General features: G+C 69.0%; 15 protein-coding genes. 8 read left to right on the top strand and 7 right to left on the bottom strand.

Features of this window, described 5'->3' with window-relative positions:
• Positions 1-29 precede the first annotated feature (29 nt).
• The gene (locus WPS_RS14910; RefSeq protein ID WP_317995260.1) at positions 30-422 is read left to right on the top strand and encodes a hypothetical protein; all 393 of its coding nucleotides are present in this window, start codon (positions 30-32) and stop codon (positions 420-422) included.
• Here the strand turns inward: WPS_RS14910 and WPS_RS14905 are convergent.
• The 5 genes from WPS_RS14905 to WPS_RS14885 are packed head-to-tail and all read right to left on the bottom strand — an operon-like array spanning position 409 to position 7,592.
• Complete coding sequence (locus WPS_RS14905; protein ID WP_317995259.1) at positions 409-2,757, bottom strand: MFS transporter; 2,349 nt, start codon at positions 2,755-2,757, stop codon at positions 409-411. The genes WPS_RS14910 and WPS_RS14905 overlap by 14 nt on opposite strands.
• Entirely contained in the window at positions 2,757-3,344 is a 588-nt protein-coding gene (locus WPS_RS14900; RefSeq protein ID WP_317995258.1) for a hypothetical protein, read from the bottom strand. Before WPS_RS14900 ends, WPS_RS14905 begins: the two co-directional genes overlap by 1 nt.
• Positions 3,344-4,960, bottom strand: coding sequence for a hypothetical protein (locus WPS_RS14895; protein WP_317995257.1), 1,617 nt, complete (start codon positions 4,958-4,960; stop codon positions 3,344-3,346). Before WPS_RS14895 ends, WPS_RS14900 begins: the two co-directional genes overlap by 1 nt.
• Entirely contained in the window at positions 4,957-5,826 is an 870-nt protein-coding gene (locus WPS_RS14890) for an early set domain-containing protein (RefSeq protein WP_317995256.1), read from the bottom strand. The genes WPS_RS14895 and WPS_RS14890 overlap by 4 nt, the downstream gene beginning before the upstream one ends.
• Entirely contained in the window at positions 5,823-7,592 is a 1,770-nt protein-coding gene (locus WPS_RS14885) for a hypothetical protein (protein ID WP_317995255.1), read from the bottom strand. Before WPS_RS14885 ends, WPS_RS14890 begins: the two co-directional genes overlap by 4 nt.
• A gap of 68 nt (positions 7,593-7,660) precedes the next feature.
• On the opposite strand from WPS_RS14885, the gene WPS_RS14880 reads away from it, so the two are divergent.
• Genes WPS_RS14880 through WPS_RS14850 form a run of 7 tightly spaced genes read left to right on the top strand, consistent with a single transcriptional unit; the run spans position 7,661 to position 18,061 of the window.
• Entirely contained in the window at positions 7,661-8,809 is a 1,149-nt protein-coding gene (locus WPS_RS14880) for a phosphopentomutase (protein ID WP_317995254.1), read from the top strand.
• Positions 8,809-9,495 (top strand): sugar transferase, encoded by a 687-nt coding sequence (locus WPS_RS14875; protein ID WP_317997560.1) that lies wholly within the window; start codon positions 8,809-8,811, stop codon positions 9,493-9,495. Before WPS_RS14880 ends, WPS_RS14875 begins: the two co-directional genes overlap by 1 nt.
• A complete protein-coding gene (gene murJ / locus WPS_RS14870) occupies positions 9,449-11,083 on the top strand; it encodes a murein biosynthesis integral membrane protein MurJ (protein ID WP_317995253.1) in 1,635 nt (544 codons plus the stop codon). Before WPS_RS14875 ends, murJ begins: the two co-directional genes overlap by 47 nt.
• Before the next feature lie 11 nt (positions 11,084-11,094).
• Positions 11,095-12,438 carry an O-antigen ligase family protein gene (locus tag WPS_RS14865; protein WP_317995252.1) on the top strand — a complete coding sequence of 448 codons (1,344 nt, stop codon included), beginning with the start codon at positions 11,095-11,097 and terminating at the stop codon, positions 12,436-12,438.
• Positions 12,435-15,371 (top strand): glycosyltransferase, encoded by a 2,937-nt coding sequence (locus WPS_RS14860; RefSeq protein ID WP_317995251.1) that lies wholly within the window; start codon positions 12,435-12,437, stop codon positions 15,369-15,371. The genes WPS_RS14865 and WPS_RS14860 overlap by 4 nt, the downstream gene beginning before the upstream one ends.
• Positions 15,368-16,678: an MATE family efflux transporter gene (locus WPS_RS14855; protein ID WP_317995250.1), complete on the top strand. Its 1,311-nt coding sequence runs from the start codon at positions 15,368-15,370 to the stop codon at positions 16,676-16,678. Before WPS_RS14860 ends, WPS_RS14855 begins: the two co-directional genes overlap by 4 nt.
• A gap of 21 nt (positions 16,679-16,699) precedes the next feature.
• The gene (locus WPS_RS14850; protein WP_317995249.1) at positions 16,700-18,061 is read left to right on the top strand and encodes a UDP-glucose dehydrogenase family protein; all 1,362 of its coding nucleotides are present in this window, start codon (positions 16,700-16,702) and stop codon (positions 18,059-18,061) included.
• On the opposite strand, the gene WPS_RS14845 is transcribed toward WPS_RS14850, so the two are convergent.
• Both WPS_RS14845 and WPS_RS14840 read right to left on the bottom strand, forming a co-directional pair.
• Positions 18,022-19,032, bottom strand: coding sequence for an NAD-dependent epimerase/dehydratase family protein (locus WPS_RS14845; RefSeq protein ID WP_317995248.1), 1,011 nt, complete (start codon positions 19,030-19,032; stop codon positions 18,022-18,024). The genes WPS_RS14850 and WPS_RS14845 overlap by 40 nt on opposite strands.
• Before the next feature lie 10 nt (positions 19,033-19,042).
• The gene (locus WPS_RS14840) at positions 19,043-21,046 is read right to left on the bottom strand and encodes a hypothetical protein (RefSeq protein WP_317995247.1); all 2,004 of its coding nucleotides are present in this window, start codon (positions 21,044-21,046) and stop codon (positions 19,043-19,045) included.
• Between the last annotated feature and the right edge of the window lie 137 nt (positions 21,047-21,183).

The following is a 21,183-nucleotide window of genomic DNA, read 5'->3' as shown; positions in this document are numbered from 1 at the left end:
GTTTTGCCCCGCGTCCCCGTTTCCCGTCCGTGTTTGCCCTGCTCGTGCCGCTGCTTGCGGCGCTCTCGCTGGTCGCCCAGGCGCAGCCCGATCCGAACTCGCAGACCTACCACGTCGGGCCGACGCCGCCGCCGCACGGATATCCGGTCATCCACGCGACGAACATTTCGAGTTCCGTGATCCACCCGGGCCGCCCGGTGACCGGCAACGTCACGACGTCGGAGAACGTGTACTACGTCGAGGCGCGCATCGAGTACCGCAGCGTCGCCCTGCACAAGGAGGGGCCGGGCCGCTTCTCGCTCTCGTACACCTTGCCGTGGTACCTGCCGCCGTGGCTGCGCCACGCGTACACGCTCGAGATCGTCGCGCGCACCGTCGACGGTGTCGAGGCGTGGCGCGGGATCCCCGTCACCGTTCGCTAAGCGCGCGCAGCGCCGCGCTCGTCTCGGCGTGAAACGCCGCCTGATAGGCGAGCATGTCCTCGACGATCGGGAAGCGCGGATCGCGCAGCGGCGCGCCGCGTTCGTAACGGCCGCCGTCGCCGCGCACCGCGCCGTGCCGCTCGAGGTAGGCCAGCGCCTCGTCGACGCACCGCGCGTGGTCACGGCGCAGTTCGGGATCGACGAAGGCGGCCGGTCCCGCCGCGTCGGCCATCCTCAGCACCGCGTCGCGCGCCTCGCCGGCGGTGAACGGAAGCCCGATCCCCACGATCCACGCCGCGAGCAGCGCGCTGGTCGTGATCGGCCGCGCCGCCGCAACCGACGTCGGGAGATCGCGCGGGTCGGCCGGCGCGACGACGCGGTAGAGCATCGAGAGACGGCGTCCGCGGAACGGATCGAACGCGATCGCGGCGAGGCGCACGTCGGCGATCGGCGTCAGCCGCTCCAGGATCCCCTTGAACGGCCGCATCCGCCCGTCGACGCTGTAGTAGCCTTCGGGCGTCACGAAGAACGTCGCGCCGCGCTGCACGACGTCGACGATGCGTGCGACGTCTTCGTCGATCTCCGCGCGCGTCCGCGCCAGCAATTCCTTGCGGAACGGATCGCGCAGATGCGCGAGCTTCACGCGCACGGCGGTCGCGGCGAAGTGGCGGCTGTCGAGCAGTTCGTCGACGTAGGAAACGCGCTCCGGAAACGTGTCCGCGACGTCGTCGCGGAAGACGGCGTACAGCGACGCTTCGGCGTGCTCGTCATAGAGCGCGTTGAGGATGCTGCGCAAAGGCCGCGTCGAGAGCTCGTTCTCGAGCGGGTACATCCCCAGCGCGTAAAAGAACGGCCCCGCGTTGACGCGCCGCATGATTCGCGCGAAGACGCGGAGACGTCCGGCGAAGAATCCGGGTTCGTACATCCGGCGTGACGACGCGGTGATGAGCGTCGAGCGCCAATCGCCCTGCGCGAACGCGCGCTCGACGACGATCTCCGACTCGTCTTCGTGCTGGTGGTTCGCGACCAGCACGGTCGGACCGCGCCGGAACGGGAGGCGCCCCCACTGTCGCACGCGGATGCGCGTCGCGAGAAACGGCTGGCGGACCAGGGTGACGAGGAGGAGCAGCGCCACCGACCACGCCGATGAGACGGGACGCCGTCCGACGCGCAGCACGACGAGCGACCCGATCGCGAAGCTCGCGGCGGCGAGCGCGAACAGCAGGCGGTAGCCGTCGCGCGGCGTCGCGCCTTGCCTGATGACGAGTGCGCCGATCGCGGGCGCGAGGACGCCGGGCAAGTTCGAGAGCGTCCCCCAGATCCCCAGATCGCGCGCGACGTCGCCCAGCGCCGGGATCGCGTCGAGCGCGAGCGCCCAGCCGGCCGAGAACACGCCGCCGTAGCCGAGTCCGAACAGCGCCGCGTAGAGAAAGATCAGCCGCTGCTCGGGTGCGATCGCGAATCCGAGCGCAGCGCAAACCATCGGCACGCCGGAGAGCGCCACGACGAGCCGGCGATCGAGCCGGTCCGAGAGGATCCCCGCCGCGACGCTCGAGACGATCGCGCCGACCAGCGCCGCGCCCGCGACCATCCCGGTCCCCAGCGACGCGTTGCGCACGCCGAGTATGTCGTGGAAGAAGTAGAGCACGTACGTGTTGAGCAGCGTCATCCCGAGCACGATCCATCCGCGCGCGACGAGCGTGACGTTGAGATCGTGCGGATCGCGGATCACGGCGCGTTCCTTGCGTTCCGCCCCCGACGTCTCGCGCGGGATCGCAAGCAGCGACGGCGCGACGAGCGCGATCGCGGCCGCCATCGCGAAGAGCGCCTGTTGCGGAGGAAGCAGCGCCGCCGCGGCGAGACCGCCGACGGTGCCAAGCAGGGTCATCGCGCCGCGCACGCCTGCCGAGACGCCCCACGCGGAGCGCGGCACCGCCTCGGGGAGCATCGCCTGATAAATCGACGATGCGCTCGCGATCGCGACGGCCGCGCACGCGACTTCGAGCCCGAGCGCACCGACGGCGTGTGTGTACGCCATCGCGAGCAGCGCCGCGATGTCGACGGCCAAGGCGATCGCCGTCTCGCGCCGCCGGTCGCCGCCATGGCGGCGCGCGTAGTCGGAGAGCGCGCCCGCGACCGCCGGGACGAAGACCCAGACGGCGGCCACCACCGTCGCGATCGCCGCCAGCACGGGGGTATGATCGGCGGGTGCGAGTTTCAGGAGGATCGCCGGGATGACGATCGCGAGGATCGAGGCGTCCTGGAATTGGATCCCCAGCCACAGTGCGTTGAGTGCGGCGTGATCGCCCGCGTTGAGGGTGCGGCGGACGGCCACTAATCGATATCGGCCCACGCGGCGACGGTCACCGTCACCTGCGCGCCGGGTTCGCCGCCGGCGACGTGCGCGGGCGGCAGCGCACGGCTCGCGTCGCGCTCGAGCGTCGCGTACGAGCCGCGCGTCACGCGAAAGGCGACGCGCGCGCCGCGATGCACCTGCAGGTCGAGCCGGAAATGCCGCGCGTCGACGCGGTTCATCCGCACCTCGCTCGGCGACCAGTTGCTGCGTTCCGTGCTGAGGTAAACGTCGTCGCCGGGCGGCGTGCGCGGCGGGACCGCGACGTCGATGCGCACGTTGACGATCTCGGTCTGATCGGCGTCGGCGGCGTGCGCCGGCGCGAGCAGGTACGCGCTGCGCGGCAGATCGGCGGCGGGACGCGCATCAGACGCATCCGGCACCGGCGCGACGCGCCCGTCGGCATCGAGCGCGATCGCGGCGGCGCGGCCCGGCGCGAACCGCGAACACGTCGCGCCGTCCGCGATCCGCAGGACGCCGCCGCCCGCGACGACGAGCCGCTCGCCGCTGCATGCGAGCGGGACGACGCGGAAGATCGCCGACACGGCGGCGGCGACGAGTGCGTGCATCACGGCTGGATCGCGAAGCTCCAGCCGGGGATCCAGCGCCGTCCGCCCCAGTCGAAATCGTACGAACGTCCGAAGCTCAGGCCGACGTTGGGGAACGGACGGAACGTCGTGTCGCCGCGGAACTCCCAGCGCGGGCGGCCGATGCCGTCGAACTGCACGAAGTCGTCGGCGTGCCGCAGGGAGAGGCGCACGCTGGTGCTCGAGCGCGGCGGCGCGATCTGCAGGTCGAGGTTCGCGTAGCGCGCGACGGCGGCACCGCGAAACGCGCCGTAGCCGAGATACGGCGTCCCGTCGGGCGCGAGCGGCAGCGGGTTGGGCACGGGATAGAACGTCGTCTGCAGGCCCGGATAGACCTGCGAGGTCCAGCCGTTCACGTAACCTGCGAAGAGCGTGACGCCGGCGCTCACGCGTTTCGACGCGCTCGCGCTCGCCGTGACGGTATCGGCGCGGCGCGGGAACGCGAACCAGGTCCGTGCGCCGTCGAGCGTCGCGCTCAGCGAGGTCCCCAGCGGTCCCCGCAGCGTCGGCGAAGCGACGAAGACGTCGACGCCGTGACGCCACACGGTGCCGTAGCGGCGCCCGTCGGGAAGGATCGCGTACGGGCTCAGCGCGCCGCCGCGCTGTCCGTCGAAGCCGAGATCGGCGGTGACGCGCACAGTCGCACCGCGCGGCAGCGCGAGGTCCGGACTGCGCAGGCTCGCATCGAACGTCGAGAAGCCGCCGGTCTGCAGCGCGTACGCGAGCCGTCCGCCGGCGCCGCCGAACGCCGCGCCGAAGGCCGCGTTCGCTTGTCGGATGCCGAACTGCGACGACGCGCCGAACGACGCGGTATACCGCGATCCCATGCGCCGGTAGGCGCTGATCCCGGTCGTCGCGTTCCCGCGCAGCGGTGCGTCGATCGCGCCGGTGACGTAGGCCGCATCGCCGGCGGCGATCTGCTGCTGCAGCGCGAGCGTTCCGCCTGGACCCTGCAGCCAGCGCGCGTGCAGCGACGTCAGCGCGGTCGGCGTCCCGAACAGCCCGTAGGGCTGATCGAACGTCGCGCCGGCGAGCGTCGACGCGCTGAAGCCGGCCGACGTTGCGAACGTGTAGAGATACGACGGCACCGGAACCGCGCCGACCGACGTCGGAAACGCGGCGGGCGTGAAGCGCACGTTCGCGCGCGGGACGATCGTCGCGCGCCGCGAGCGGATGTACGCGGTGCGATCGTCGACGTCGGGGAACGCGAAGCGCTCGCCGTCGATCTCGGCGGGCGCCGGCGCTCTGAGATCGCGCGTCGTGCGCGTCACGCCGTCGGTCGCGTCGAGCAGATCGACGCGCGGGCCGTCGAGTTCGAGCGCGACGGCGTCGGCGCGCACGCTCGCCGCGCCGTGCACGACGCGCGCGTTTCCGGCGCACACCGCCCGATTCCGCTTAAGATCGACGTACGCGGCGTCGGCGCTGCAGCGCGTCCCGTCGGCGAGCCGCAGCGTCGCGCCGTCGCGCGCGACGAGCGCGAGCGTATCGCTGAAAAAGACCACGGTGCCGCCGTCGAGCATCGCCGCCGCGCGCGCCGTCGCCGCTGCCGGCGCGAGCGCGCAGGCGAACAGCGCGAGCGCGGCGGCGCGGCGCATCACCCCGGCGGGCGGTTGGGGAACGGGTTCGGCCGCTGCGTCGGGAAACCGCCGGGCGGCGTGGCGCGCGACGGCGGCGCGATCCCCCCGTTGGGGAACGGGTTGGGATTGAACGGGGTCGGGACGGCGCCCGGCGCGGCGGCCTGCGGCACGCCGGCGCGGTTGTCGGACCAGCCGTAGACGGTGACGGGCTGCGAAAGCGAATCCGCTTCCTTGATGAAGAAGACGTGCGGATTCGCCGGTTCGAGTCCGTCCTGCCCGACCTCGACCGAGTTCCACGTGCCGCGCGTGACGCGGAAGACGAACTTCGTGCCGGACGGCAGGCGGCGCACGATGCGATAGCGCTGACCGTCGATGCGGTCGAGTTTGATCGCCTGCGGATTCCACCCGCTCGCGTCGGTCGAGAGGTAGACGTTGTCGGTCACGCGCGTCGACGCCGGGACGGTGACGACGAACTCGACCGGCACTTCCTTTCCGGTGACGCGCACGCCGACGATCTCCGGCGCGGGTTCGGTGGTGGGCTTCGTCGCGACGGCGGCCTGCACGTCGGGCGCGTACGCGGCGTCGGTCGCGAGCCGCTTGCGGGTGAGATCGAGTTCGACGACCTGCTTCGTCGCCGGATCGACGATCGCGCGCGCGAACAGCTTCGGCTGCGGCGCGAGCGACGTCGGTTGGCCGGTGTCGTAGTCGTCGTACGCGACGTTCGGCGCGAGCTTGAACGCGGCGCCCGTGGTGAAGTAGACGAAACCGTTGCGCACGTCGAGTAATTGTCCGGTGAAGCGCACGACGCTGCCCTGCTGCGCCCCGGCGGGGACGAGCATGCCGGCGAGGACGGTGAGGGCCGCGAACGCGGCGATGCGTCGGATCATGGCGAGAATTGAATCTGGAACTGCGGCGTCCACCGTTCGTTCGCGAAGTTGAAGTAGTTGGAACGCGCGACGTCGAGCAAGACCTGCTTCGACAGCCGCACGCGCAGACCACCCGTGAACTGCCACGGCGGCTGGCCGAACACGCCGGGGACGGGCTTGGGGAAGTCGCTGTAGTGCGAGAGCAGCAGGCTCATCGTGAACAGCGGCGAGGGCGTGAAGACGAGCGAACCGCTGAGGCCACGCGAGGTCGCGAAGCCGCGAAACGCGTCGAGACCGCGGTAGGTGCCGAACGGCGTTACGCACACGTCGCCGCCGCCGGCGCAGCCGGTCTGCGCCGCGACCCCCGCCGGGAACGCCGCGAGCTGCTGCGCGCCCCAATAGTCGCCGGTGTTCTTCACGTCGTAGAGCAGGAACGCGTTGACGTGCTGCAGGCCGTACTGTTTGGAGAGCGAGACGCGCGCGTCGCTGATGTCGGTGTGATGCGGCTGGCTGAACCACGTCTGCTGACGATCGTAGACCGCCGTGAGCGAGAGCCCGTTCGCAAACTTCAATGCCGGGAGCGAGAGCGTGCCGCCGTAGGTGTGATAGAAGAGATCGGGCCCCGGCGGGTTGAGATTCGGATAGCCGCCGTAGCCGTAGATGTCGTGCGCCGTCCCGACGCCGCTGCGCAGCCGGAACGTCACCGGAAGCCCGTGGAAGAGCCGATCCTCGTAACCGGTCCAGACCAGCGCCGTCTGCGTCGGATGTTCGCGCCAGCGTGGATCGTAATTGATCGCGGCGACCGCATCGTTGGCCTGACGCGGATAGCCGAGGATGTACTGGTAGTAGTTGTCCTGCGTGTAGCTGAGGCCCGAATGCCGCAGCGCGCCGTTGAGCTGGATCTCGCCGAATGCGGCCGCGTTCTCGGGCCGGTTGACGATCCCGGCTTGCGCCGCCGACTCTTGCAGGAAGAGCCGGCTCTCGAGTTTCGACGAGAAGCGCTTGTAGCCGATCAGGTTGTACTGCCGCTGTTCCTGCGTGAGCGGATCGATCGCCGCGACGATGTAGTCGTGATCCCACACGAAGTGCTGATCGATCGCCAGATACGTCCCGTTCACCGCGTCGTTGCGTGCGTGCAGCGCGGTGAGGCTGTGCGCCGAGCCATTGAACGGCACCGCGACGTCGGCGCGCGCGCCCGCGAACGCGTTCTCGAAGAAGTGCGGGTTCGCGGAGAACGTGACGACGTAGCGCGGCGAGTACGCGTAGATCCCCGCCGTGTAGACGCGCGCCTGATCGAAGAGGACGTTGGTGCGCGGGACGATCCGCGCGCCGGCCGCCTTGATGTACGCGCGCTCGCCGCTCAGATCGGGGAAATAGAATGCGTCACCCGGATGTTCGTGTCCGGGATGCGGGTTCGTCCAGTCGAGCCCGTAGTACGTGTACCGTTCCGGCGTCTCGCCCGCGGGCAGGAAGAACGAGCGGTCGAGATCGGGATAGCCCGCGAACGCAGCGCCGCTCTGATGGATCGTCGGCCCGTCGACGTGCACGTCGCCCGCGACGAGATACCGGTTGAGCTTCAGGTCCATCGTGAACGTCTCGCCGCTGACGGTGGTGCCGTCGGAGAGGCGCACCCGGACGCTGCCGTCGGCGGTCACGATGAAGCGGTTGTAGTAAAAGTCGACGTTCTTCGCGCTGACGTCGAGACTGGTCGGGGGAGAAGCGGCGGCGGTCACACCGAGCGCCGCAAACCACATGCACGCGAGCGCGACGAGAACGGAAAAACGCATCTACGGGCTTACGCGTTCCCGTCCACGGGAGGCACGGTCCTGCGCGCGGTGGAACCGCGCTCCACGGCATGCCGCGCATTCTCGCCTTTGTCATGGACTCCGCCGGCGTCGGTGCCCTTCCTGATGCATCTGCGTACCACGACGGTTCGAACGCGAACACGATCGGAAACGTCGCGCAGCAGTTGGGTGGTCTCCGCTTGCCCAACTTCGAGCGCCTCGGGCTGGGCTGCATCACCAGCGTGCGCGGCGTCGCTGCAAGCGAGCGGCCTGCGGCAGTCGTTGCGCGGCTTAGAGAACGCTCAAAGGGCAAGGATACGATCACCGGCCATTGGGAGATGGCGGGCGTGATCACGGAGGTGCCGTTTCCCACCTATCCCGACGGCTTTCCGCCCGAGGTGATCGAGCGCTTCACCGCGATTACCGGCGCACCGCCGCTGGGCAACATCGCGGCGTCGGGGACGGAGATCATCGCGGAACTCGGCGAGGAGCATCAGCGCACCGGGCGGCCGATCCTCTACACCTCCGCCGACTCGGTCTTTCAGGTCGCGGCGCACGAAGAGACCGTCCCGCTCGCGACGCTCTACGACTGGTGCGAGCGCGCGCGCGCAATGCTCGTCTCGCCCCACGAAGTCAACCGGGTGATCGCGCGGCCGTTCGTCGGCGTTCCGGGCGCGTACGTGCGCACGCCGAACCGGCGCGACTACGCGATCCCGCCGCCGCCGACGGTGCTCGACCGCTTGGAAGCTCGGGGTGTGCCCGTCCACGCGGTCGGGAAGATCTGTGACATCTACAGCGGTCATGGGATCGCGTCGTCCGTCCGCGTCGCCGATAACGGTGAGGCGGTGGATCGCGCGCTCGAACTGGCCGACGCCACGGATCACGGTCTCGTGTTCGTCAACCTCAACGACTTCGATACTAAGTTCGGCCACCGCCGCGACGTGCGCGGCTACGGCGACGCGCTGGCCCGTCTTGACGCGCGCCTGCCGGAGATCCTGGCCCGCATCCGCCCCGGCGACGGGCTGATCTTCACCGCCGATCACGGCTGCGACCCCACCCAGCCGGGGACCGATCACACCCGCGAGTACGTCCCCTATCTCGAGTGCGGGCTGGCGGACGGCGCCGACCTCGGCGTGATCGACGGGCTCGGGTACGTCGGCGAGCGGATCGAATCGTGCTTCCAAGGCTTGAGCATGGCGACGGCCGCGGGACGACGGTGATGCAAGCGACGGCGCTGCGGGCGCGCCCCGACTTCGCCGACCTGCCGGTCGGCGTCCCGTTCCCCGCCGCGCCGCCGCGGCCGCGCTGGATGCACGTCGCGAAGCGCGCGATCGACATCGTGCTGGCGACGGCGCTGCTGACGTTCACCGCGCCGGTCGTGCTGCTCGCGATGCTGGGAATCGTGCTGGTGAGCGGCGGCAGCCCGGTGTACCGTCAGGACCGCGTCGGAGTCGGCGGCCGCACGTTCCGGATGTGGAAGCTGCGCACGATGGTGCGCGACGCGCACGCGATGTTGCCGGAGCTGCGCAAGTTCAACGAAGCCGACGGTCCGGTATTCAAAATGCGGGACGACCCGCGGCTCCATCGGCTCGGCGCGCTGCTGCGCCGCACGTCGATCGACGAGTTGCCGAACTTCGTCAACGTCCTCGCCGGCGAGATGGCGCTGGTCGGCCCGCGCCCGCCGCTCCCCGAAGAGGTGGCGCACTACGACGCCTACGCGCTGCGGCGGCTGGTGGTGAAGCCGGGCGTGACGTGTCTGTGGCAGATCTCCGGCCGCTCGCACCTCTCGTTCGAAGAGTGGATGGCGCTCGACAACGCCTACATCGACGCGTGGTCGCCGTGGGTCGATCTCACGATCGTTGCGAAGACGATCCCCGCCGTCCTACGAGGGGTCGGGGCGCATTAACCCGCCACGGCTGACCGTCGTCGCGGAAGGCCGAACCCCGCGGCGACTCGCACGATCGACGGTTCTGGTCGCGGCAGCCACGCTGGCGTCGACGATCCTCGGCTTCGTGCGCGAGGTGGTCTACGCGAAGTATTACGGCACGTCGTGGGAGCTCGATGCGTTCCTCGCCGCGTCGGTCGTGCCGGTGATCCTCTTCGGCGTGTTCAACGGCGCGCTCGTCACGGCGCTGGTCCCGCTGTTCAGCGATTATCTCAACACCGATCGCGAAGACGAGGCGTGGAACCTCGCGTCGTCGGTCCTGATCGCGATCGCGGTGGTGCTCGGCGTGTGCGCGGCGCTCGGCGCCTGGCTGGCGCCGGCGTACGTCCCGATGATCGCGCGGTTCCCGCACGGCCACGTCGAGACGGCGGTGGTGATGACGCGCTGGCTGATGCCGACGATCGTCTTCACCAGCCTCTCCGGCGTCATCGGCGCGCTGCTCAACGCCTACCATCGCTTCGGCGCCGCGGCGCTGCAGGGACTGCTCGCGAACCTGTGCATCATCGTCGCAGTGTGGTTCGCCCAGCCGCACTACGGTGCGTATGCGCTCGTCATCGGCGCGCTCGCCGGCGCGATCGCGCAATTGGTCGCGCTGCTGCCGCGGTTCTTGCTGCTGCAGCGGTTCCGGCCGGTCCTCGATCTGCAGCATCCGGGGATGGTGCGGCTGATGCAGGTGCTCGGTCCGATCGCGATCGGTTCGGCGGCGGGCCAGCTCGCGCTGTTCTTCGACCGCTTCTTCGCGTCGGGGCTGACCGAAGGGACGATCGCGGGGATGAACTTCGCGGTGAAGATCGTCGGCTTTCCCCAGCAGATCTTCGTCACGGCGATCGCGACGGTGATCTTTCCGCTTTTCGCCGGGCAGTTCGCGCACAAGAACAAGCCTGCGATGCGGCGCAGTCTGACGACCGGACTGCAAATGGTGCTCTTTCTGACCGTCCCTTCGGCGTGGGGCCTGTGCATGCTCGCCGGACCGATCGTGCAGACGCTCTTCGAGCGCGGCGCGTTCACGCCGGAAGCGACGGTGCTGTGCGCGCAGCTGCTGCCGTATGCGGCGGTGGGCCTGGTCGCGCTCTCCGCCAACGTCGTGCTCACGCGCTGTCTCTACGCCGGCGGCGCGGTGAAGGTCGCGATCGGCATCTCGGTGATCTCGGTGGCGCTCAACGTCGCGCTCTCTGTGGGATGGCTCCCATCGCTCGGCGCGCGCGGCCTGCTGCTCGCGAACGCGGTCTCGCAGACGCTGCAGACGTTCGCGTTCCTGGCGGTCGCGGCGCGGATGCTGGGCGGCTTCGCCGCACGGCCGCTGCTGATCTCGCTGCTGAAGGTCAGCGCCTGCGCGGCGGTGATGGCGTTCGGGCTCGCCGCGGTGCAGGTGACGCGCACGCCGCCGGGTCCGGCGACGCTCGCGCGCATCGCGAACCTCGGCGAGCATCTGCTCTTCGGCGGCTTCGTCTTTCTCGCGCTGGCACGGCTCGTCGATTCCGAGGAACTGCAGCTCGCGACCGATCTGCTGCTGCGCCGCCGCCAGCGCGACCTCGTCCCGCTGCCGTGATCCTCCATCCGATGACGGTCACGCTGCGTCACGAAACGCACGTGCCCATCGATCTGCTCAGCGCGCTCGTCTACGTCGCGTGCGCGCTGGGGGTTGCGCTGCTCACCCGGCGCCGCGCGGCGTTCGGCGTCGCGGCGCTGCTCCTCCTCGCACCGTTCGATCTGGCGCGCTACGTCGGGCCCACGACGATCACAACCCTCAAAGCCGGCGTCCTCGGTCTGCTGGTCGGTTTGGCGTCGTCGCGGGTCGACGTCGCGGCGTTCCGGACGTTCCCGGTGCGCGTGATGCTCGGCGCGTTCGCGGCGACGTTCGCCGCAATCGCGATCAGCGCGGTCCACGCGCAGAACCTCGGCGCGGTGGTGCGCGAAGGCTTCAAGGACGGCGAGTACTTCGTGCTCTTCGCCGCCGCGGTCGCGGCGTTCGCGACCGATCCCGACGATCGTCCGTTCTGGCGCACGCTCGAAGCGGTGGTGGTGCTGGTCTGCGCGTCGGCGCTCGGCGAGTACGCGATCGGCGCGCATAGCGGGATCTTTCTGCGGCACCAGGAGATCGTGTGGCCGCGGATCGCGGGGGCGCTCGAAGGCCCCAACCAGCTCGCGGGCTACTTCGACGTGATGATCCCGGTGGTCGTCGCGCGCGCGCTCGTGCACCGCGACCGGTTGCTCGTCGCGGTGATCGCGCTGGCGGCGATCACCGACGTGCTGACGATCTCGCGCGCTGGGATCGTGGGGATGCTGCTGGGTGTCGGCGCGGTGATCGTCGTGCTGCGGCCGCCGCAGAGGGTCGCGTGGCGCTACCTCGCGGCCGTCGCGGTGGTCGCGGCGATCGGGATCGCGGCGGCGCTGCGTGCCGGCGTCCCGGCTGGCTATTTCAGCCTCGATCAGCAGACGCAGGCGGCGGATCACCTGGGCAATCGTTCGCAGCTCGCCCACGCCGCGATCGTGCTGTGGCGGACATCGCCGATCACCGGCGTCGGCGCGGGCAATTACGAGCTCGATCTTCCGCAGGCGGGACTGCCGGGCGTGCGCACGCACGCGAACAACCTGTACCTGCAGAGTCTGGCCGAAGGCGGGATCATCGGCCTGATCGCGACGATCGGGATGTTCGCGGCGACGATCGGCGTGCTGTGGCGCAGCGGCGTGCGGCGGCCGCTCGTCGTCGGCGCGCTCGGCGCGACGGTCGCGCTCGCCGCGCACCAGACGCTCGACGATCTGTTTTTCTTTCCGAAGGTCGCAACGGCGTTTTGGCTGGTCTGCGGCGTCGCGGTCGCCGAGATCGCGGCGCGGCGGATCTTCGAACGCCGGCGCGCGTCGGCGTACGTCGGCGCGATGCCGGCCGCGACGAGCGCGAAATGACGCGTTCGCGTCAGCGCGTCGCGCTGGTTGCACCGTTCTTCGGCCGCGATCTGCGCGGGCGCAAGGAGCGTTTCACCTTCGCGTATGCGACGCATCTAGCGCTCGAAGGCCTTGACCTCGACGTCATCACGACGACGGCGACCGACGACGCCCCGGACGCGAACTTCTACAACGCCGGCACGGATTACAGCGAATCGTTCCCCGTGCACCGTTTTCGCGTGACGGCACCCGATCGCGTGGCATACGAGGACGCGCTCCTCGCGGTGCGCGCGGGACACGCGGTCGAGGAGCGCACGAGCGCCAGCGCGCTGCTCGACGAGCGCCTGCGCAGTACCGATCTGCTCGCCCACGTACGCGCGGCCGCCGACCGCTACGACACGTTCCTGTTCTTCGATCTGACGGTGCCGACGACGGTGAGCGCGCTCGTCGAAGTCGCCGAGCACGCGCTGCTCGTCCCGCTGCTCGACGACGAGCCGGCGCTGCGCCTGCCGCAGGTCGCCGAGGCCGTCGCGCGGACGCGGATGATCCTGTGCGGGACGAACGCCGAAGCGACGCTGCTGGCGGAACTGTTCGGGGCGGGTCCGCGCGCGCGCACACGGGTCGTCGGCCTCGCGGCCGACACGGTGCCGCGCGGCGAACTGCATGACGCGCGCGTGCGCCGCGCGACGCGCGGACGGCCGTACGTCCTCGTCGCCGGCGAAGATCCCGTGGCGCTGGCGGAGATGCACGCCGCGCCGGGCGCGATCGTGGAGCTCGGCGACGTCGAGGAGCGCGACCGCGCGGCGTTTTTTGCGTTTGCGCGGGCGGTCGCCGTCGTCGGAGCGGGGATCGGCTTCGCGCCCGAGACGGCCGAGGCGTGGAGCTACGGCAAGCCGGTGCTGGCGGCGGAAAACGCGCCAGGGGCTGCGGGCCTCGTGCGCGAGACCGGCGGCGGTCTCGTCGTCGCGCTGGGGACGTGGGCGGCGGCGATCGACGAACTCGGCAGCGATGACGCGCTCGCGGCGCTGGCGCGCGGCGGCGTCGCGTACGTCGAGGCGAGCGGCGGCTGGCGCCGCGTCGCGGCGCGCACCGCGGAAGCGATGGACGCGCTCGCGGCGCTCGAGGACGGGCGCTCGCGCGACGCGCTGCTTGCGCAGGTCGCGTATTTGTATCCGTTGGTGCAGCGTCAGCGGCGCACGATCCAGGCGATGCGCGTCAGCCGGTTCTGGCGCCTGCGCGACACGTGGTTCGCGGCGCGGAGGCGTTTTGGGATCGGACCGCTCGCCGATCCGATACCGCCGCCGTCGATCGAAGATCGGGCGGTGGAGATGGCGGCGCTCGGCGATCCCTATCAGCTCTTTCGCGAGCATCACCGACTGCGCGACGAGGACGTCGAGCGAATGCGCGCCACGGCGCGTTTCTTTCCGCAGCCGGTCGCGTTCGGGCTGACGATCGACGCGCGCGGCGGCGCGACCGACGGCGTGCGCGCGACGCTGCGATCGCTGTCCGATCAGGTGTACGAGCGGTGGTCGGCGCGCGTGCTCGTCGACGACGGCGCGGAAGCCGAGAGCGCGGAGGAACTCCGCGCGCTGGCGCAGACCGATGCGCGGATCGTGCTGGTCCCGCCGGGCGGCGACCGGTTCGGCGACGCCGTCGTCGTCGGTGCCCTCGGCCCGCACGACCGGCTCGAGCCGCACGCGCTCTTCGAGTTCGCGCTCGCGCTGCAGGACGGCGCCGACGTCGTCTACTGCGACGAGGATACGCTCGACGAGCGCGGCGTTCCGTCGGATCCGTGGATGAAACCCGACTGGTCGCCGGAGACGCTGTTGACGCGCGATTACGTCGGCGCCCTCGCGATGATGCGCCGCGATCTGCTCGACCGCGCCGGCGGCGTGCGCGACGTGTTCGAGAGCGCGCGCTGGTACGAGGCGTTGCTGCGCGTGAGCGAGCAGACGGATCGAATCGTGCACGTCCCGCAGGTGCTCTGCCACCGGAACGAACGCAATCGCTGCGAGCCGGCCGATCAGGCGCTCGCGGTCGAGGTCGCGCTGCGGCGCCGCGGCGAGGACGCCGCGCTCGATGCCGTCAGCGGCGGCGTCGAGGTGCGGTTCGCGGTGCCGGGCGGCGAGCGCGTCTGCATCGTCATCCCGACCCGCGACCGCGCCGATCTGCTGGAGCCGTGTCTGGCGTCGGTGTTCGAGCGGACCGCGTACCGAGAGTTCGAGGTCGTCGTCGTCGACAACGGAAGCCACGAGGAGGCGACGCACGCGCTTTTCGGCGCGTGGAAGGTCCGCGAACCGGAGCGCTTCCGCGTGCTGCGCGATGCGTCGCCGTTCAACTACTCGCGGCTCAACAACGAGGCGGTCGGTGCGACCGATGCCGAGTTCGTCGTGCTGCTGAACAACGACACCGAGGTTGCATCGTCGGAATGGCTCGAGGCGATGCTCGGGCAGGCGCGGCGCAGTGCGATCGGCGCCGTCGGTGCCCTGCTGATGTACGACGACGGGACGGTGCAGCACGGCGGCGTGGTGTTGGGGATTCTCGGGCTCGCCGGGCACGCGCACCGGTTTCTGCCGGCGACGAGCGCGGGATATCACGGCGCGCTGCAGTTCGATACCAACTATCTCGCGGTGACGGGTGCGTGTCTGATGGTGGAGCGGCGCAAGTACTGGGAAGTCGGGGGGCTCGACGAAACGTTGGCGGTGTCGTACAACGACGTCGACTTCTGCTTGAAATTGCATCGCGTGGGCTACCGGAACGTCTTCGTGCCGCGCGCGCGGCTGTACCATTACGAGTCGAAGAGCCGCGGCGGCGACGACACGCCGACGAAAGTGGCGCGCGCGATGGAAGAAGTGGAAGCGATTCGCACGCGGTGGCCTGAGTTCGCGCGGCGTGATCCGTACTACAATCCCAACTTGACCGCCGACGCGGAAGATTTCGGGCTGCGGCTGTGACGGAGACGGCGGAAGAAGTTGCGATCGCTTCCGCGACCGGCGGCGCGTCGCGGGTCGCGGCGCACGCGGGGATCACGTTCGCCGGCTTGATGGCGGCAAACGTGCTCAACTACGTGTTCTACACGCTGGTGAGCCGATCGCTGGGTGTCGAGGCGTACGGGGCGTTTTCGTCCCTGGTCGCGGTCGTGCTGATCCTGCAGGCGCCGGCGCTGATGGCCCAAACCGTCGTGGCGAAACTCGCCACCGACATGGCGGGCGATCCGAACCGGCTCGCCGGGTTGGTGCGCGGCGTCGAACGCGTTACGCTCATCGTTGCGCTCGCGGCGGGCGCCGGGCTTGACGCGCTCTCGATTCCGCTCGCGCACTTTCTGCACGTCGACGATCCGCTGCTCGTGACGCTGGCGGGCGCGTGCGTCTGCGGCGCGCTAGCGCTACCGTTTCTGCGCGGCTTCCTGCAGGGTACGTCCGCCTTTTCGGCCTTCTCGCTGTCGAACGTCGTCGAAGGCTTGGCGAAAGCGGTCTTCGCGCCGGTTCTCGGCTTGGCGGGCGGGATCCGCGGCGCGATGGGCGGTCTCGCCATCGGACTGGCCGTCGCCGCGTCGTACACGTTCGTCGCCGCGCTCCCCCATCGCCGCGGAACGCCGGTTCATCTGTCGCTGCGCGCGGTTGCGCGCTCGTCGGCGCCGGTCGCGCTTGCCGTCGTCGGCATCACCGTGCTGCTGCTCTTCGACGTCGTGCTCGCGAAGCGGTATCTCGATGCGTACGCGGCAGGCTTGTACGGTGCGGCCGCGCTCGCTAGCCGCGCCCTATACGCAATCGTTGCGTTCGTTCCCACCGTGCTGCTTCCGCAAGCGGCACAACGCGTTGCGAATCGCGAGCGAACGCGCGGCTTGTTCGGACAGGCCCTCGGACTCGCGGCGCTGCTGTGTGCCGGGGCGATCGTGCTATTCGCGCTGTTTCCGCGGCTCGTGATCACGACGATCGCCGGGAAATCGTTTGCTCCCGGCGCCGGTCTGCTCGTTCCTTACGTCTACGCGATCGCGATGCTCTCGCTCGCCAACGTGACGGCGATGTACAATATCGCGCGCGGCCGGATGAGGTTCGTCGTGCCGCTTTTGGTCGTGGTCGTCGGCGAGATCGTCGCGATCGTCGTTCGCCACGGCTCGCGCGTCGAGTTTCTGCAGACGATCGACGTCGGTCACACGCTGGCGTTCCTTGCCGCGGCGACCGCGCTGGGCGGATCGACGCAATCGACGGAGAGCGAACGTTCGAACCGGCGGGCGTGTGCGGCGAGGAGCGGCGGGTGACGCACCGCGAAGGACAACAGGATGAAATCGATAGCGATTATCGGCGCGGGTTATGTGGGTTTGGTGACCGCGACGTGCTTCGCCGAACTCGGAAACGACGTCGTCTGCGTCGACAACAACGCCGCGAAGGTCGCAGGACTCGAAGCGGGCGAGATTCCATTTTACGAGCCCTCGCTTGCGGAGATGGTGACGCGGAACACGCAAGCCAAGCGCCTCGGCTTCACCACGGATATTTCCGCCGCTGTCCGCCGCGCGGAAGTCATCTTCATCGCGGTCGGGACGCCGATGCGCTCCGATGGTCATGCCGACCTGAGCGCGGTGCGCGCCGTCGCGCGCGAAATCGGCCTTGCGCTCGACGGCCCGAAGATCGTCGTCTCGAAGTCGACCGTGCCGGTGGAGACCGGCGAGATGATCTCGTCGATCATCCGCGAGCACGCGCCCGGAGATTACGCGGTCAGCGTCGTCAGCAATCCGGAGTTCCTGCGTGAGGGCTCGGCGGTTTCCGACTTCTTGAAGCCCGACCGCGTCGTCGTCGGCTGCAGCGACGCGACCGCCGAGGCAGCGATGCGCGATCTCTACGCGCCGCTCGACGCGCCCCTCGTCGTCACCGACGTGCGCACGTCCGAGATGATCAAGTACGCCGCGAACGCGTTCCTTGCGACGAAGATCTCGTTCATCAACGAGATCGCGAACATCTGCGAACTGCTGGACGTCGACGTGCGCGCGGTGTGCGCCGGAATCGGATACGACCAGCGCATCGGGACGAAGTTCCTCAACCCGGGGATCGGCTACGGCGGTTCGTGCTTCCCCAAGGACGTGCGCGCCCTCGAGCAGCTTGCCGTCGAGCGGGACTACCCCGCGCCGCTGCTGCATTCGGTCGAGCTCGTCAACCGCCGTCAGGTCGAGAGGACCGTGATGAAGTTCGAACGCGAATTGGGCGGATTGAATGGGAAGACGATCGCGGTGCTGGGGCTCGCGTTCAAGCCGAACACCGACGACGTGCGCGACGCCCCGGCGATCGCGATCATCCAGCGGCTGCTCGACCGCGGCGCAAAAGTGCGAGCGCACGATCCGATCGCGAACGCGGCCGCAGCGCAGGTTCTCGGCCCGAACGTCGCGCTTCACGATACGATGTACGACGCCGTCGAAGGCGCCGACGCACTGCTGCTCGCGACCGAGTGGAACGAGTTCCGGTCGCTGGATTTCACGCGTTGTGCGAAAGCCATGCGCGGCGACCTGATCCTCGACGGGCGGAACATCTTCGAGCCGGAAAAGGTCCGCGCCGCGGGACTGCGCTATCTCGGCGTCGGCCGCGTCAAGCTGCGCGGGAAAGGGTCGGTCGTCTACGAGACGCCGGTGTCGTACTCGGCGACGCAATCGTAGCCGGTCGGCTCGTCCGCCCTCGCTCGAAAAAAGTCGAGCGTTTTTTGAAGCCCGTCACGTAAGGCGACTTTCGGCTCCCATTCGAGCAGCGTGCGCGCTTTCGTGATGTCCGGCCGACGGCGGGCGGGGTCGTCGGGAGGCAGCGCAACATCGATTGTTCGTAGTTCGACCTCGGCGAGTTCGGCGACGATCGCCGCCAACTCGCGAATCGTGAACTCACCAGGGTTTCCGATGTTGACGACGTTTCCGCTGAGCCCCGGTCGGGTGGCAAGACGCACGATCCCGTCGAGCAAGTCATCGACGTAACAAAAGCTGCGGGTTTGGCTTCCGTCGCCGTAGACGGTGAGCGGCTCACCGCGCAGCGCCGAGACGCAGAAATTCGGGATGACCCGCCCGTCGCCGGCCTGCATCCGCGGGCCGTAGGTGTTGAAAATGCGGACGATGCGCGCGTCGATTCCCAGCTTGCGGACGGCGGTCGTCACGTACGCCTCGCCGTAACGCTTCGATTCGTCGTAACACGAACGGACACCGACCGGGTTGACGTTGCCCCAGTACGACTCCCTCTGCGGATGCTCGAGCGGGTCACCGTAGCTTTCGCTCGTCGATGCGTACAGGAGCGTCGATCCGGCGGCTTGAGAAAAGCCGACGGCGTGCATCGTGCCGACGGCGTTTACGGCCATCGTCTCGAGCGCGAGTCGCTCGTAGTGGACGGGGCTGGCCGGTGAAGCGAGGTGAAAGACGACGTCAGGACGCTGTAGCGGCGTCGCTAGGGATGACGTCCACTCGCGCCACGGCTGCGAGACGTCGGCGTGCACAAACGTAAAGCGCGCCGTTGCACGAGCGTCGTCAAGATTGCGGCCGTCCCCGGTCGCCAGGTTGTCGATTCCGACGACGTTCCAGTCGTCCCGCATCAATTGATCGACGAGGTGGGACCCGAGAAATCCGGCCGCACCGGTAATGTACGCGAGCACGATCGCGGGTTCAGCGGACCGGAGCGTCCGGCCTGCGCTTCCACAACCGAACGCTCTCAGCGTCGACGGCGATCGCATAGGATGCCATGACGATGCGCTGGAGCTGCGGAAAGCTTTCAATGCCTTGCGTGCGCCGGTCATGATAGGCGAAGGCTTCGGGGCCGACGGCTTCGAGCACGAAGTCGGGGCGGTTCTTGACGAAGTCGCGCAGATAGCGGTCGCGATAATGCTCCCGGAACGGACGCGGTTCGATTTGGAATTGCGAGATCGAATCGCGCGTTCCCATGACCGCGTCCGCATACACGAGATACTGCGGCATCCATCCCCACATCACGACGCGCTGACCTCTTCCGACGATCCCCTGAATGCTCGGAGCCCGGCGGTCGATGGGCGCCTGCACCGTGAGCGGATCGTGGTTCAAGTACGGGTTCGTTCGAAGCGCGCCTTGCGTTACCGGTGCGAGAGCAACAAGAGCTCCGCCCATTACCGATACCGGAAAGACCCAGCGCGGTGCGGATCCGCTACGAAGTGTCGACTGGAACGAGCCGATCGTCGTGGCGATTACCCCGGTCACGCCCGGAATCAGCCACAAAAGATAGGGAAGAAACGGCGTGTACGGCGTTTCGATCGAAACGATTGCTGCGATCACCATCAGCATCGAGACGGCAAGCGAACCCGCGACCTTCCTCGAGAATCCGCGCTGTGGGAAGCGCCTCGCGAGGACGATTGACCCGATCGCAAAGGCGGCGATTGTGAGAATCGCCGCCGAAAAGAACGCCGCGAACGGCCCGTCTTGAAAGAAGAACGGGATGCCGGCGATGGTGCAGCAGTTTCCGGCGACGTAGACGCGCGGGAATACGATGTACGAAATCCAAAAGTCCCGGATTCCGCCGTGGACCGCGACCGCTGAGAGAACGATCGTGGGCACGGAGAGAAGTCCGCCGAGCAGCGCGACGAACGTCGCCGCGCGAATGTTGCGTGGCGTTCCGACGCATACAGCGAAGGCACAGGTGACGACGAGCAGTGCGGCGATCGGCGCGGCCTGCAACTTCGCAAACGGCATCGCACCGCCGGCGATGCCGATCAGCCCGGCGCACAGCGGATTTCGGCTCGTACCGCCGGCAAGTTCCGCGAGACACGCACAGGCGATCGCCGCCATCGCGAGCGGCAGCAGTTCGCTGACATAGGAGACATAGGCGCCGTCGAGTCCAGCGCACAGCAGCGCGAACGGCAGCAGTACGGCGATGCGTGCCGGAATCTCTCCCCACAGCCGTCGACCGGCTGCGTACAGACCCACGAGCAGCACGACCAGCAGCAGCGTTCCGATGAGCCTGCTGCCGGGAAGCGTCGGCGCTAGCCCCAAAAGCGCCGGCGCGCTCACGACGATCGAGTTCAGCGGTCCGCTGGTCGTCCCGTCGAAATCGACCCAGGGCACGGGGTGCCGCAAGAACGTAATGGCCTGCGCGGTCATCGGCGCTTCGTCGGCGTTCAACACTGCGCCGGATGTCATGCTGGGCAAGCGTATCCACAGCAGCGCGGCAGCGAGCATTCCGCAAAAGGTCAACGGCGACTGCACGACGCCGCGTGACCCGTTTCGGCGGTAGCGCAGTGGGATTCCGGCAGACACGGCTGTCAACACGAGAAGGGTCCAGGCGACGGCGAACCAAGGATCGACGGGTGCGATTGGGATGAGTTCCGTCCGGACTTCAGCGATGCCGATCCAGCCGCGAAAGTCGCGCGATGCATCGACGCCGTGCAGTCGCACCGTGCGTCCGAACCATCCGGGTGGAACGAAGAACCGGACACGGGTCCACGCTTCACCCGGATCTCGTGAGGGCACAAGCGGGTAGCGGGCGCCGTTATCGGCGCGCTCGAGGTAAACGGCCTCACCGGCTCGGGTGGGATAGCCGTCGACGAAGAACGAGACCGCCGTCAGCACAACGAATGGTTCGGAGACGAGCTGGCCGACGTTGCGGTCGGATCCGTTCCACGACCCGAAGCGTCGATCGTGCACGGCCTCAACGTTCAGCGACGCGTATTCCCCGTTTTGGGCGAAACCGCCGGATGGGTGGAGCACGGCGGGCGCTCGCGAGGATTGCCATGCGAACCCGATTACGGCGACGGAGACGACGGCGAGCAGCCACCACTGTA

Origin of the sequence: Vulcanimicrobium alpinum, from assembly GCF_027923555.1 — a bacterium.
Classification (GTDB): Bacteria; Vulcanimicrobiota; Vulcanimicrobiia; order Vulcanimicrobiales; family Vulcanimicrobiaceae; genus Vulcanimicrobium; species Vulcanimicrobium alpinum.
The sequence above is the reverse complement of the archived record's forward strand: the minus strand, read 5'-3'. Positions and strand labels throughout refer to the sequence as shown.